The following is a 14,565-nucleotide window of genomic DNA, read 5'->3' as shown; positions in this document are numbered from 1 at the left end:
AATTAAAACAACAAAAAGCCCGGCATCTGCCGGGCTTTTATTGTGGGTCTTGTTACACCTAGAGACTTACTGATAACGCTGGTAGCTAGAACCGAACTCTTTGCGGTTTTCAGCAACGGTGACGGTGCCGGAGGTGTGAGTGGCGAAGGGCTTGACCGCCTCTCTGCTGGCGACTTTGCTGTCCAGAACGGTAGCGCTGGAAGCGTCGACGATGGCGCGTTGGTTAATGTGCTCAGGGCTGGCGAAGGCAGAGCCGGCAGCCAGGATGGACAATGCGAAACCGAAGGCGATGGACTTTTTCATGATGTAAATCTCCGCGTAGTTGCTGGTAAGTGGGTTAGTTCGTTTCGTTGGGGCCAATCTATTCGGTTGACCCCAACATGAAAAACCACGCATGAAGATATCTAACATCACCCTCGCTGATGTCGGTGACGCGGGCGTCTAAGCCGGCTGTTTCAGAGAATGGCCCGGCGTTGAACAAGACCGCGCCGACTGATCCACACCGAAGAAACAATCACCAGCCCGCCCAAAAACAGCTTGCCGAGGTCCTCGTTCTGCCCCCAGATCAACAGATTGATCAGCAGCCCCACCGGCACGTGCAGGTTATTCATCACCGCGAGTGTGGCGCCATTGACCAGGCACGCGCCCTTGTTCCACCAATACATGCCGAGCGCGGTTGAACACAGGCCGAGGAACAGCAGCACCACCCACTGTTGAGGCGCATCCGGCAGATGCTGCGGATTGCCGAACAGTAGAAACGCTGGCAACGCCACGGCCAGGGCGCCGAGGTAGAAATAGCCGAAGCGGCGGTAATGCGGGAGATCGCTGGGGTAACGGGCCACCAGGTGTTTGTAGAGCACCTGCCCTGCGGCGTAGGTGAAATTCGCCACCTGCAGCAGCAGGAAGCCGCCGAGGAAATTCGGATCAACGCGGTCGTAACGAATGATCACGGCGCCGAGCACCGCGACCATGGCCGCCAATAGGCCCCACGGATTGAAGCGCCGGTTAAGAGCGTCTTCGATCAGCGTGACGTGGAGCGGCGTGAGGATGGTAAACAGCAGCACTTCGGGGACGGTCAGCACGCGAAAGCTCAGGTACAGGCAGACATAGGTGACGCCGAACTGAAGCGCGCCAATCAACAGCATGCCGCGCATGAATTGAGGCTCGACGCGACGCCAGCGCGTCAGCGGGATGAACACCAACCCAGCCAGCACGACGCGAAGCAGCACGGCAAAGTAGCTGTCGACGTGCCCGGCCAGATAGACGCCGATCAGGCTGAAGGAGAACGCCTGAATCAGCGTCACAAAAAGTAGATAGCCCATGGTTGCCCCTTTTTTGAAGGCGGCGACCTTAGCCGGTTGGCCATGCCCTGTCTATTAAGCAGTCGGCTCGCCACCGTTGGCGGCGACTCGGGACCCGGAAAGAAAAAACCCGATAGACCCGGCGCAATCCTGCGGGTCGATCGGGCAATGCACTCAGGAGCGAACGAGTGCCAATGGAGTGTCGATGAACGCGAGCATCTTCAAGGAGCGGGATTAACGGGCGATTAAGGCGTCCAGGCGGATGCCGCGCCAGCGTTCGGAGGGCAATCCCCTCGCCGTAACGACGGCAGGCATATCGATCAAAGAAGCCAGCTTTCGACCCGAACCCATCCAAGAATTTGTTTTATCGACGAAGCCGACGTACGCTCCGTCGACGCTGATGCGTGGGTTACAGAGGCTCGCAGCTCAGGGAGATGCGCAGCTTGACGATGTCGCGGGTGAACTTCGCGGTGACTTCGGTGCTGCTCTTCGGCGCGACCTGAACCCGGCGCGTGCGCGGGGCTTCCGGCCCGTTGCGAAAGACCACGCTGCACTTGGCAGGGACATCGCCGAAGTTGTTCAGGGTGATGTTGCCGATGTCGTAGGCGACGTCATGACTGTTGTAGTCCACCTGCACGCCCTTGATGTCTTTCTCGACGTCAATCGGGTAGGCAAACGCGCTCAGCGGCAGCATCGCCAGCAGCACACAACAGATTCTTTTCATGGGGCAGTCTCCATTCAGGGACCGCCAGCTTAGGACAACAGGAGCGAGAGATGAAAGCGCCCCGCGTGACCCTTGATCAATGGCGCACGCTGCAAGCCGTTGTCGACCATGGCGGCTTTGCTCAGGCCGCCGAAGCGCTGCACCGTTCGCAGTCGTCGGTCAGCTACACCGTCGCCAGAATGCAGGACCAGCTCGGCGTTCCGCTGTTGCGCATCGACGGCCGTAAAGCCGTGCTCACCGAGGCCGGCGAAGTCTTGTTGAGACGCTCGCGGCAACTGGTGAAGAACGCCAGCCAGCTGGAAGACCTTGCCCATCATATGGAACAGGGTTGGGAGGCCGAGGTGCGTCTGGTGGTCGACGCCGCTTACCCGAACGCCCGGCTGGTGCGAGCGCTGACAGCTTTTATGCCGCAAAGCCGCGGATGTCGGGTGCGACTGCGTGAGGAAGTGCTGTCGGGCGTGGAGGAAGTGTTGCTGGAAGGTGTAGCCGATCTCGCCATCAGCGGCTTCAGCATTCCCGGTTATCTGGGGAATGAGATGAGCAAGGTGGAGTTCGTCGCCGTGGCCCATCCCGGCCATGCCTTGCATCAACTGCAGCGTGAGTTGAATTTCCAGGATCTGGAAAGCCAGTTGCAGGTGGTGATTCGTGACTCCGGGCGCAATCAACCGCGCGACGTCGGCTGGCTCGGCGCCGAACAGCGCTGGACGGTGGGCAGCCTTGCGACGGCCGCTGCGTTTGTCAGCAGCGGGTTGGGCTTTGCCTGGTTGCCGCGCCACGTCATCGAGCGGGAGATCCAGGAGGGCGTGCTGAAAATTCTGCCTCTTGATAAGGGCGGCAGTCGGCATCCCACGTTCTATCTGTATTCCAGCAAGGACAAACCGCTCGGGCCAGCGACGCAGATCCTGATTGAGCTGATCCAGAGCTTCGACACCGCGCCGCTGGACGCGCCCTTCCCGGCGCCGCAGCAGATGCTGTAAACAACGCGTGCAGTCAGTGGGACCGGCTTTAGCCGGGAATGCGTCAGCAGCCACACCGCAAGACTGAGGTGTTCACACTGGCCCCTTCCCGGCTGAAGCCGGTCCTACGAATGCACCGCATTACCCTGTAGGACTGGCTTTAGCCGGGAAAGCGTCGGGTATCACACCGCAAATATGAGGGTGCTCCATCCGGCCCCCTTCCCGGCTGAAGCCGGTCCTACGAATGCACCGCATTACCCTGTGGGACCGGCTTTAGCCGGGAAAGCGTCGGGCGTTACACCGCAGGATTGGTGGTGATTAACCCGGCCTCTTCCCGGCTGAAGCCGGTCCTACGAGAACACGCCTCGTCACACCCCCCACTGTCCAAATCCGCGCAAACGTGCTTCCCTTACGCCTGTTTTTTCGCAGTCGACATCAATTTCAGGACTCTGCCCATGCTGAAGAAAATCGCCCTCTCCGCCGCTGCCGTGTTGTTCGCCGGCAATCTGATGGCCGCTCCGGCGCCTCACGTTGTGCTGACCACCAGCTTCGGCGATGTGGAAATTGAGCTGAACCAGGACAAGGCGCCCGTCAGCACCCAGAACTTCCTCAAGTACGTCGACAGCAACTTCTACAACAACACCATTTTCCACCGCGTCATCCCGGGCTTCATGGTCCAGGGCGGCGGCTTCACCGCGCAGATGCAACAGAAATCCACCAACGACCCAATCAAGAACGAAGCCGATAACGGCCTGCACAACGTGCGCGGCACCGTCGCCATGGCGCGGACCTCGGACGTGAACTCGGCCACCAGCCAGTTCTTCATCAACGTCGTTGACAATGCCATGCTCGACCACGGCGCCCGTGACTACGGTTACGCCGTGTTCGGCAAGGTCGTGAAAGGCATGGACGTCGTTGACCAGATCGTCAACGTGCAGACCGGCAACAAAGGCGGGATGCAGAACGTGCCGGTTGACCCGATCCTGATCAAGACGGCCAAGCGCGTGAACTAAGCCTGCCGCAAGCGCAAAAGCCGGGCGTCTGCCCGGCTTTTGCATTTTCAGGCCCCGGCCCTTGAATCAGCGTGAGCAATCGCGTTTTCATGCGGTCTGAACCGAAGACTGTCATTGAGCTGCTCTCAAGCCGCTGTGTTCAATCCCCACCAAAAGGAGAGCCCGCTCAAGCGTGGGCGTCATTGCCAATGCTCTATCGCCGTTTTGAACAGCTGATCGATATCTTCCGCGACGCCCCCACCGCCGCCCCGCCCAACACTGTCACGTCGTTCTACGCGTATTACCTGCGTCAGGTCTGGCCCAGCTTTGCCGCATTGCTGGTAGTGGGACTGATCGGCGCGCTGATCGAGGTGTCGCTGTTCAGCTACCTGAGCCGCATCATCGATCTGGCCCAGGGCACGCCCAACCCGAATTTCTTCCGCGAACATGCGTTCGAGCTGACGTGGATGGTCGTCGTCGCGCTGGTGCTGCGGCCGATCTTCGTTGCGCTGCACGACCTGCTGGTGCATCAGACCATCAGCCCCGGCATGACCAGCATGATCAACTGGCAGAACCACAGTTACGTGCTCAAGCAGAGCCTGAATTTCTTCCAGAACGACTTCGCCGGGCGCATCGCCCAACGCATCGTCCAGACCGGCAATGCGCTGCGTGATTCCGCGGTGCAGTCGGTGGACGCGTTGTGGCACGTGCTGATCTATTCGATCAGCGCGCTGGTGCTGTTCGCCGAAGCCGACTGGCGCCTGATGATCCCACTGCTGAGCTGGATCATCGCGTTCGTCCTCGCCCTCCGGTACTTCGTGCCGCGGGTGAAAGCGCGCTCCGTTATCTCTTCCGATGCGCGCTCCAAACTGATGGGCCGCATCGTCGATGGCTACACCAACATCGCTACGCTCAAGCTGTTTGCCCACACCAATTCCGAGCAGCAGTACGCCCGCGAGGCCATCAGCGAACAGACCGAGAAGACCCAGCTGGCCGGCCGCGTGATCACCGAAATGGACTCCGTGATCACAACGCTCAACGGCATTCTGATTGTCACCACCACGGGCCTGGCGTTGTGGCTGTGGACCCAGTCGCTGATTTCGGTGGGCGCGATTGCGCTGGCGACCGGTCTGGCGATTCGTATCGTCAACATGTCCGGCTGGATCATGTGGGTGGTCAACGGCATTTTCGAAAACATCGGCATGGTCCAGGACGGTCTGCAGAGCATCGCTCAGCCGGTGGGCATCACCGATCGGGATGCTGCGCCGAAGCTGGCCGTCAGCCGTGGCGAGGTGAAATTCGAAGACCTCAACTTCCAGTACGGCAAGGGCAAGGGCGTGATCCACGGCCTGAACCTGGACATCAAGCCGGGCGAGAAGATCGGATTGATCGGGCCGTCGGGCGCCGGTAAATCAACCCTGGTGAATCTGCTGCTGCGTTTGTATGACGTACAAGGCGGGCGGATCCTGATCGACGATCAGGACATCTCCCACGTCGCCCAGGAAAGCCTGCGTTCGCACATCGGCATGATCACCCAGGACACGTCGCTGTTGCACCGCTCGATCCGCGACAACCTGCTTTACGGCAAACCGGACGCGACCGACGCTGAATTGTGGGAAGCCATGCGCAAGGCCCGCGCCGACGAGTTCATCCCGCTGCTGACCGATTCCGAAGGTCGTACCGGGCTGGATGCCCATGTCGGCGAGCGCGGCGTGAAACTGTCCGGTGGTCAGCGTCAGCGCATCGCCATCACCCGCGTGCTGCTCAAGGACGCGCCGATCCTGATCATGGACGAAGCGACGTCAGCGCTGGATTCGGAGGTGGAGGCGGCGATTCAGGAGAGTCTGGAAACGCTGATGCAGGGCAAGACGGTGATTGCGATTGCTCACCGGCTGTCGACCATCGCGCGGATGGACCGCCTGATCGTGCTGGAAAACGGCGTGATCGCTGAGAGCGGGACCCATGGCGAGCTGCTGGCGCACAAAGGTCTGTATGCACGGCTGTGGGCGCATCAGACCGGTGGGTTTGTGGGGGTGGATTGACCCTTGAAGAAATAGGCCCGCGGCGGATGTCCTGGGAGGTTCCGATGCCGTCTTCGTGAGCACGCTCACTCCCACAAGGGTTGAGCTTGCCACGAGACAGCGGTGTCAGGGCGAAGCCAACAAAGCTGTTCACCCTTGATCGGACCCGAACAGGTCGATCTACACCTGCCGATACGGCAACGCCCCGCGCGCTTCTTCGGCGTACGCCAGAATCCCCGCCCGTTCCTGGGTCAGGAAATCCGCCACCGCTTCTCGCAGTCCCGGGTGCGCCAGGTAGTGCCATGAGTGGGTGATGACCGGCTCGAAACCGCGAATCAACTTGTGCTCCCCTTGGGCGCCAGCGTCGAAGCGCTTGAAGCCATTAGCGATCGCGTAATCCATGCCCTGATAGAAACACGTTTCGAAGTGCAGCCGGTCGAACTCGGCCAGGCAGCCCCAGTAGCGGCCGTAAAAGCTGTCGCCGCCGATCAGGCTGAACGCCATCGCCACCGGCCGTGAACCCTGTCTCGCCAGCACCACACGAATCGCTTCGGGCATGCGCTCGGCCACCAGGCTGAAGAATTCCCGCGTGAGGTACGGCGTCTGCCCACGCACTTCGTAGGTATTGGAATAGCAGGCGTAGACGAAATCCCAATGCGCCTCGCTCAGCTCGTGCCCTTCGAGCCAGTCGAAATCAAACCCCTGCCCCGCCACTTGCTCGCGCTCTTTGCGCATCTGCTTGCGCTTGCGTGAGCTCAAGGCATCGAGGAAATCCTGAAAATCCCGATAGCCAAGGTTCTGCCAGTGGTACTGGCAGCCGATGCGTTGCAGCCAGCCGGGTTGTTCGGCGAGCAATGCGTCGGCGACCGGGTCGGTGAAGTTGACGTGAACGCTGGACAGCTCCTCGCCCTGGGCATAGCCCGGCAGGCAGGCGAGCAGTTCTCGGCCATCTTCGGGGGTCTTTGCCAATAGGCGCGGCCCGCTGACCGGACTGAACGGCACAGCCACCAGCAGCTTGGGGTAATAGGCCAGACCGGCGCGCCGGCAGGCGTCCGCCCAGGCGTGATCGAAGACGTACTCGCCGTAAGAGTGCCACTTGCGGTACGCCGGCAGCGCAGCGATGAGTTGCTCGCCCTCGTAATGCAGCAAGTGCTCGGCGCGCCAGCCGGAACGGGGCCCGAGGCTGCCGCTGTCTTCCAGCGAACTGAGAAAGGCATGGCGCAGAAACGGCGAGTCGCCAGGTATCAGGGCATCCCACTGTTCAGGGGCAAGGTCCGACAATTTATCCAAACGGTGTAACGACATTTCGCCACTCCTGGTGCAGTCGTGTGGTCGCGCTAACGTCTGCGCAGTATCACTTATTCACAGGGTCCGCACGCGAATTTACCCGACAGAACGCTCTAGCCTGCGGCTTCGACAAAATTTTCACATGTCATCCACATGCCATCACCTTGCCACTGTTTGGTCATAAACGGCCGCAATACTGGCGCCTGTTTTTAGAGCATCAGGTTCTAAGCGCTCTGACCTTTCCCCGTCCGCCAATGGTCGGTTGATCCCTGGATGATTCGGTCATCCCTTCTCAGTTACGGAGATTGATATGCGTCTTGCTTCCACGAAAACTGCGGCAGCCCTGTGTGGTGGTGTGCTGCTGGCCATGAGCGTTCCGGCCAGCGCCGCAGTCGACGCGAAACTGCTCGACATGCTCAAGGCCAACGGCTCGATTTCACCTGCCCAATACGCCGAACTGCAAACCGAGCTGACCAAAGACCAGCTGGCTCAGCAACAGGCCCAGAAAGCGACCTCCGACCAGATCGCCGCTGCCACCGCTGCCAAGTCCTCCGAACTGTCTGCCTTCGAGCAGAAAGTGGCATGGGCAGCGAAGACTCAATTCAAGGGCGACGTTCGCGTTCGGCAAGAGACGGTCAAGATCGACGACCAGAACAACAGCCAGGACAAAAACCGTCAGCGCATCCGTGTGCGTCTCGGCGCCTACAGCGAGATCAACCCGCAAGTCAGCACCGGTATCCGTATCGCCACCGGCGGCGACAACAAGGCCAACTCCACCAACGTTGACCAGAACGACTACTTCACCAAGAAAGACCTGTGGCTGGATCAAGGCTTCATCGACTACCACCCGACCGCAATCCAGAACCTGCACGTCATCGGCGGCAAGATGGCTCAGCCATGGGTCAGCGAAGGCGACGTGATCTGGGACAACGACATAAACCCTGAAGGTCTGGCCGCGACTTACAGCCTGCCGATCAACAAGGGCTTCGAGCTGTTCGGCAGCGCCGGTACCTACACCCTCAAGGACAACATCAGCGGTGAAGGGACGCAGTTCAAGAACGACCTGCGCCTGAACGCCGCTCAGTTGGGTACGCGGATCGCCATCACCGACAACGTGAAGATGACGGTCGGCGGTTCGGTCTACAACTACGAGAACTCCAACGACTGTAATCCGGCCGCTGCCAGCACCAGCACGACGTTCTGTGGCTTGAGCATCAACGGCAACAACACCACTGACTTCCGTCTGTATGAAGGCTTCGGTCAACTGGACCTGACCGGCTTTGTCGTGCCGGTCGGCCTGTACGGTCAGTACGTGGTCAACAGCGCCACCAATAGCGACGAAGACACGGCCTGGCTGGCCGGTGTGAAAACCAAGGTGTTCGGTTTCGGTCTGGACTACAACTACCGGGATACACAGCGTAACGCTGTGGTAGGTGCTTTCACCGACTCTGACTTCGCCAACGGCACTACCGGTTCGCGCGGTCACAAGCTGGCTATTTCCTACGACATCGACAAGAACTTCGCGGTCGGCGCGACGTACTTCCTGACCAAAGCGGACTTCGCGACTTCTGCGCTGCCGCGTGATCAGGATGCGAACACGCTGCAACTGGACGTGCTGGCGAAGTTCTAAGAAAGGCAGCTACGAGCTATAAGCTGCAAGTGACAAGCTGAAAGCTTCAAGCGGCGTTTTCTTGCCGTTTGAAGCCGCTACAGACCTCAAGCCCGCCGTTGCCCTGTCGGATCCCCATCATCCGTTCCGACAGAGCAGCGCCGGGCTTTTTTTGTGGACTCTAGGATCTTCTGCGGATCCCACAACTGTACGAGAGATTCCCTCTCGCGCAGCTGGCACAGTCCCACATGTTTAGCCGGCAGTCATGCCGCACGCATCACTTCTTGCGCAGAATCACGCTACCAATCGAATACCCCGCACCGAACGAGCTGAGCACGCCCAGCGCGCCGCTTGGCAGGTCGTCCTGGTGTTCGTGAAATGCGATGACCGAACCGGCGGAGCTGGTGTTGGCGTAGCGGTCGAGGATCACCGGGGCTTCCTCGACCGTGGCGTCGCGGCCCAGCAGTTTCTTCACGATCAGGTGGTTCATGCTCAGGTTGGCCTGATGCAGCCAGAACCGTTGCACGTCGCCGACGTTCAGCTGGTTCTCGTCCAGGTGCGCAGCCACTAGCTCGGCGACCATCGGGCAGACGTCGCGGAACACCTTGCGGCCTTCCTGCACGAACAGTTTGTCCGCCTTGCCCTCGCCCTCTTCCGCCGTGCGGTTGAGGAAACCAAAATTGTTGCGGATGTTATTGGAGAACGTGGTCAGCAGCTTGGTGCCGACGATGTCGAACTGGTGCTCGGAGGTCGCCAGGTCAGCGCGCTCGACCACCACCGCCGTGGCTGCATCGCCAAAGATGAAGTGGCTGTCGCGGTCGCGGAAGTTGAGGTGCGCGGTGCAGATTTCCGGGCTGATGACCAACAGCGCCCGGGCCTGGCCCAGCTTGACGCTGTTGCAGGCGGTCTGAATGCCGAACGTGGCCGAGGAGCACGCCACGTTCATGTCAAAGCCGAAGCCCTGGATGCCCAGCGCCGCCTGGATTTCGATGGAGATCGCCGGGTACGCGCGTTGCAGGTTTGAGCAAGCGACGATAACGCCGTCAATGTCAGCGGCGGTCTTGCCGGCACGCTGCAGGGCCTGTTTGGCCGCGGCAACGCCCATCTCGCAGAGAATCGACCATTCATCATTGGAGCGCTCGGGCAGGCGCGGCTTCATGCGCTGGGGGTCGAGAATGCCGTCCTTGTCCATCACGTAACGGCTTTTGATGCCGCTGGCTTTTTCGATGAACGCCGCGCTGGATTCCGTCAGTGCCTGAACCTCTCCCGCTTCGATCGCGGCGGCATTTTCGGCGTTGAACTGGGCAACGTAGGTGTTGAAAGACTGCACCAGCTCATCGTTGGAAATACTGTTGGCGGGGGTGAAAAGCCCGGTGCCACTGATCACGACTTCGTACACGGTCGTTCCTCTCGAGATAAAAGCAGCTCATTGACGGCAGCAGCTGAACAGCCAGCACAAGCAGGGCGTCGGTGGTTCTGGGACGAAAGTCCCAATGCAACGAGGCAGCAACCCGCTTGGCGGACGACGGATGTTTATGACGCTATGAAGTTTAGCCGCGAAGTTTGCCATAACGGCCGCCATTTCGCGCTATCGGGTAATGTAATCGGGACTGCGGGCCGAGGGGATCAACCCTCGACCTGGGTCCATTGCTTGTTCAGGCGCTTGTCCGAGATCGGCACTTTCGTACCCAGTTGCTGGGCAAACAGCGACACGCGGTATTCCTCCAGCCACCAGCGATACACCACCAGTTCCGGGTCGCGCTTGCCTTCCTGAGCGTGTTTGTCGGCGCGGGTCTGGTACTGCGCCCAGAGATTGCCCAGTTCGATGCTCCAGACCCGGTCCTTCTGCGCCTGGCTGCCGAGTTTCTCAAGACGGATTTCGATGGCCTTGAGGTAACGCGGCAGTTCCTTGAGCCACACCGCCGGCGTCTCGCGGACGAAACCGGGATACACCAGCTTGCTCAACTGACCCTTGATGTCATTCAGCGCCACGGCCTGGGCCAGATCGATCTTGCCCTTGAAGCGCTTTTGCAGGCCGTGCCAGAGCTTGAGGATTTCCAGGGTCAGCCTCGCCAGCCGCTCGGCATGCTCGGTCAGACCGCCACGCTTGCGCTCGGCCAGGGACAGCAGGCCGGCGCCGTCTCGGGGCAACGTCGTTTCGCCTTCAAGAATGCAGCTGTCGAGGCTCGCCAGCAGGATGTCTTCGATCAATGCATCGACCCGACCCAGATCGCGGTACAGCAAGGCCAGCTCGGTCTGTCCCGGCAACTTGCTGCGCAGGAACTTGGTCGGCTCTGCCAGTTGCTGCAACAGCAGACGTTGCAGGGCTCGACGGTGCTGGTATTCGGCTTCGGCCTGAGTGGAGAAACGCCCTTCCTTGACCGCGCCGCCCTCTTCCACCAGCGCCGGATACACCGTCATCGACAGGCCGGCGATCTGCTGTTGCGTCTTCTCGGCCACTGCCGCAAAGCCCTTGGCTTCAACCGGCTGCTGACCTTTCGCCGATTGAGGCACCGCCAACGCGGCTTGTCCGGCCTCGGCGAAACGGGCGGTCAGCTCATCCAGCTCACGGCCTTCACCGAGGAACTTGCCGTTGGCGTCGATCACTTCAAGGTTCATTTTCAGGTGGCTTTCCACCTGTTGTGCCGCTTCGGCCCAGGCTTCGTCGGTCACTCGCACGCCGGTCATGCGCAACAGCTCACGGCCCAACGCCTGGGGCAACGAGCCTTCGGCGAAGACCATCCGTTGCAACGCGGCTTTGACGAAGTCAGGCACCGGCACGAAATTCTTGCGCAGCGCCTTGGGCAGATTGCGCACCAGCGCCACGCATTTGGTTTCCAGCAGCCCCGGCACCAGCCATTCCAGGCGCTCGGCCGGCAACGACAGCAACAGCGGCGCCGGCACGCGCAGGGTCACGCCGTCGCGCGGATGGTTGGGCTCGAAGTGGTAAGTCAGCGGCAGGGTCAGTTCGCCGAGACGCAAGGTGTCCGGGTACTGATTGGCCGTGACCTCGCTGGCTTCACGGGCGAGCACATCTTCCTCGCGCATGATCAGCAGCTGCGGGTTCTTCTGGCTTTCCATCCGGTACCAGGCGTCGAACGTCGCGGTCTGGTGAATCTCCGCTGGCAAGCGTTCGTCGTAATAGCGATACAGGGTTTCTTCGTCAGCCAGGATGTCGCGGCGCCGCGCCTTGGCTTCCAGTTCGTCGAGCTGTTCCAGCAGCTTGGTGTTGGCCGTGAGGCATTTGGCCCGGGACTGGATCTCGCCGCGCACCAGCCCTTCGCGAATGAAGAACTCGCGGGACACCACCGGGTCGATCGGCCCGAAATGCACCGGCCGACGCCCCACGACGATGAGGCCGAACAGCGTGATCTGCTCGAAGGCGACGACCTGGCCGCGCTTCTTCTCCCAATGGGGTTCGAAGTGGTTCTTCTTGATCAGGTGCCCGGCGAGGGGTTCGATCCAGTCAGGCTCGATCTTCGCCACCATGCGCGCATACAGCTTGGTGGTTTCCACCAGCTCGGCAGCCATGATCCATTGCGGGCGCTTGCGGCCCAGCCCCGATGACGGATGCACCCAGAACCGCCGCTGACGGGCGCCCATGTAATCGCCGTCTTCGGTCTTCTGACCGATCTGGCTGAGCAGGCCCGAGAGCACCGCCTTGTGGAATTTCGGAAAATCGGCTGGCTCTTTGTTGACCGTTAATTGCAGGTCGCGGCAGATCAGGCTCAATTGACGATGGGAGTCACGCCATTCCCGCAGGCGCAGGTAATTGAGGAAGTTGCGGCGGCACCAGTTGCGCAGCGGGCTGGCGGTCAGGGCCTGGCGCTGTTCTTCGAAGCCACGCCACAGATTGACCAGTCCGGCAAAGTCGGAGTCTTGATCTTTCCATTGCGCGTGGGCTTGATCGGCGGCCTGCTGACGCTCCGGCGGACGCTCGCGCGGGTCCTGAATCGACATGGCGCTGGCGACGATCAGCACTTCCTGCAAACTGCCTTGCTTCGCCGCTTCCAGCAACATGCGCCCCATACGCGGGTCTACCGGCAGGCGCGCCAGTTGACGACCCATCGGCGTCAGGTTGTTCTCGCGGTCGACCGCCGACAGCTCCTGCAACAGGTTGAAACCGTCGCTGATTGCCTTGCCGTCCGGTGGCTCGATGAAGGGGAAATCGGTGATCTGGCCCAGTCGCAGATGCAGCATCTGCAGGATGACCGCCGCGAGGTTGGTACGCAGGATTTCCGGATCGGTGAATTCAGGCCGCGAGAGGAAATCTTCTTCGCTGTACAGGCGCACGCACAGGCCCGGCTCGACCCGACCGCAACGGCCCTTGCGCTGGTTGGCGCTGGCCTGGGAAATCGCTTCGATGGGCAGGCGCTGCACTTTGGCGCGGTAGCTGTAGCGGCTGATGCGCGCGGTGCCGGTGTCGATGACGTAGCGAATGCCCGGCACGGTCAGCGAGGTTTCGGCAACGTTGGTCGCCAGCACCACGCGACGGCCCGGGTGAGACTGGAAAATACGCTGCTGTTCGGCCGGCGACAGGCGCGCGTACAGCGGCAGGATTTCGGTGTGCTTGAGTTGCGCCTTGCGCAGCATCTCGGCGGCGTCACGGATTTCCCGCTCGCCGGGCAGAAACACCAGCACATCGCCGGGGGACTTGCGCTCGCTGCGTTCGAAGGCGGCCAGCTCGTCCAGCGCGGCGAGAATCGCCTGATCGACGGTCAGGTCTTCCTCAATGCTGTTGCCCTCTTCGTCTTGCTGGGCGGTCATCGGCCGGTACCAGGTCTCCACCGGGAAGGTCCGGCCCGAGACTTCAATGACCGGCGCCTTGTCGAAATGCTCGGAGAAGCGTTCGAGGTCGATGGTCGCCGAGGTGATGATGACTTTCAGGTCCGGGCGACGGGGCAGCAGGGTTTTCAGATAACCGAGGAGGAAGTCGATGTTCAGACTGCGTTCGTGGGCTTCGTCGACGATGATCGTGTCGTAGCGCTCAAGATAGCGGTCGTGCTGGGTTTCGGCGAGCAGGATGCCGTCGGTCATCAGTTTGATCAGGGTGTTTTCGTCGCTCTGGTCTTCGAAGCGCACCTGATAACCCACCAGCCCGCCCAGTGGCGTGCCGATTTCTTCGGCGACCCGGCTGCCAACGCTGCGCGCTGCGATTCGACGCGGCTGGGTGTGGCCGATCAGCCCGTGCTGACCGCGCCCGATTTCCAGACAGATTTTCGGCAGCTGCGTGGTTTTGCCCGAGCCGGTTTCGCCGGCAATGATCAACACCTGATGTTCAAGAATCGCTTTCTTGATCTCGTCGCGCTTGGCGGCGATGGGCAGGTTTTCGTCGTAGCGCATCGTCGGCACGCTTTGGGCGCGACCCAGCACACGGGCGCACGATGCCTGCACGCGCTCGACCCACTGCGCCAGCTTCGTCTCGTCCGGTTTCTTGCGCAGCTCATGCAATTGCCGGCGCAAGCGATGACGATCGCTGATCATCGCGTGGTCGAGGTTTTTGAAGAGTTGGTCGATGGAAGTCGAATCGTCGGTCATCAGGGCGCGGAATCTTTCTATCTGAATGCAGGGCGCGGATTGTCGCAGATTTGGTGGGGTGGAGGCAGGTCTGCATATCTACGCCCTCATAGGTCATGTGTCAGGCCACCCAATGTGGCACAACGCGAACCCTGTGG

General features: G+C 60.9%; 10 protein-coding genes. 4 read left to right on the top strand and 6 right to left on the bottom strand.

Going from position 1 to position 14,565, the window contains the following annotated elements; genetic code table 11:
* Nucleotides 1-66: 66 nt before the first annotated feature.
* The 3 genes from AC07RO_RS02615 to AC07RO_RS02605 form a co-directional block, all read right to left on the bottom strand.
* Nucleotides 67-303, bottom strand: a complete 237-nt coding sequence (locus tag AC07RO_RS02615) for a hypothetical protein (RefSeq protein ID WP_495085203.1) — start codon at nucleotides 301-303, stop codon at nucleotides 67-69.
* A 152-nt stretch (nucleotides 304-455) separates the two neighbouring features.
* The gene (locus tag AC07RO_RS02610) at nucleotides 456-1,322 is read right to left on the bottom strand and encodes a carboxylate/amino acid/amine transporter (RefSeq protein WP_192171535.1); all 867 of its coding nucleotides are present in this window, start codon (nucleotides 1,320-1,322) and stop codon (nucleotides 456-458) included.
* Nucleotides 1,323-1,710: 388 nt separating this feature from the next.
* Complete coding sequence (locus AC07RO_RS02605) at nucleotides 1,711-2,025, bottom strand: 3-phosphoglycerate kinase (RefSeq protein ID WP_065992674.1); 315 nt, start codon at nucleotides 2,023-2,025, stop codon at nucleotides 1,711-1,713.
* A gap of 50 nt (nucleotides 2,026-2,075) precedes the next feature.
* On the opposite strand from AC07RO_RS02605, the gene AC07RO_RS02600 reads away from it, so the two are divergent.
* The 3 genes from AC07RO_RS02600 (at nucleotide 2,076) to AC07RO_RS02590 (ending at nucleotide 6,015) form a co-directional block, all read left to right on the top strand.
* Nucleotides 2,076-3,002: a LysR family transcriptional regulator gene (locus AC07RO_RS02600; protein ID WP_192171537.1), complete on the top strand. Its 927-nt coding sequence runs from the start codon at nucleotides 2,076-2,078 to the stop codon at nucleotides 3,000-3,002.
* 434 nt (nucleotides 3,003-3,436) lie between these two features.
* Nucleotides 3,437-3,994, top strand: a complete 558-nt coding sequence (locus AC07RO_RS02595) for a peptidylprolyl isomerase (RefSeq protein ID WP_192171538.1) — start codon at nucleotides 3,437-3,439, stop codon at nucleotides 3,992-3,994.
* 188 nt (nucleotides 3,995-4,182) lie between these two features.
* Nucleotides 4,183-6,015: an ABC transporter ATP-binding protein gene (locus AC07RO_RS02590; protein WP_495085202.1), complete on the top strand. Its 1,833-nt coding sequence runs from the start codon at nucleotides 4,183-4,185 to the stop codon at nucleotides 6,013-6,015.
* Nucleotides 6,016-6,174: 159 nt separating this feature from the next.
* On the opposite strand, the gene AC07RO_RS02585 is transcribed toward AC07RO_RS02590, so the two are convergent.
* Nucleotides 6,175-7,299: a GNAT family N-acetyltransferase gene (locus AC07RO_RS02585; protein WP_495085201.1), complete on the bottom strand. Its 1,125-nt coding sequence runs from the start codon at nucleotides 7,297-7,299 to the stop codon at nucleotides 6,175-6,177.
* A gap of 292 nt (nucleotides 7,300-7,591) precedes the next feature.
* Here AC07RO_RS02585 and AC07RO_RS02580 point away from each other — a divergent pair, with 292 nt between their 5' ends.
* Complete coding sequence (locus AC07RO_RS02580) at nucleotides 7,592-8,911, top strand: putative porin (protein ID WP_192171541.1); 1,320 nt, start codon at nucleotides 7,592-7,594, stop codon at nucleotides 8,909-8,911.
* Between the two features lie 256 nt (nucleotides 8,912-9,167).
* Here the strand turns inward: AC07RO_RS02580 and AC07RO_RS02575 are convergent, their stop codons facing one another.
* Nucleotides 9,168-10,289 (bottom strand): beta-ketoacyl-ACP synthase III, encoded by a 1,122-nt coding sequence (locus AC07RO_RS02575; RefSeq protein ID WP_495085200.1) that lies wholly within the window; start codon nucleotides 10,287-10,289, stop codon nucleotides 9,168-9,170.
* A gap of 227 nt (nucleotides 10,290-10,516) precedes the next feature.
* Nucleotides 10,517-14,428 carry an ATP-dependent RNA helicase HrpA gene (gene hrpA, locus AC07RO_RS02570; RefSeq protein WP_495085199.1) on the bottom strand — a complete coding sequence of 1,304 codons (3,912 nt, stop codon included), beginning with the start codon at nucleotides 14,426-14,428 and terminating at the stop codon, nucleotides 10,517-10,519.
* Nucleotides 14,429-14,565: the final 137 nt, after the last annotated feature.

This window comes from Pseudomonas sp. GW821-FHT07F05 (assembly GCF_059418765.1).
The sequence above is the reverse complement of the archived record's forward strand: the minus strand, read 5'-3'. Positions and strand labels throughout refer to the sequence as shown.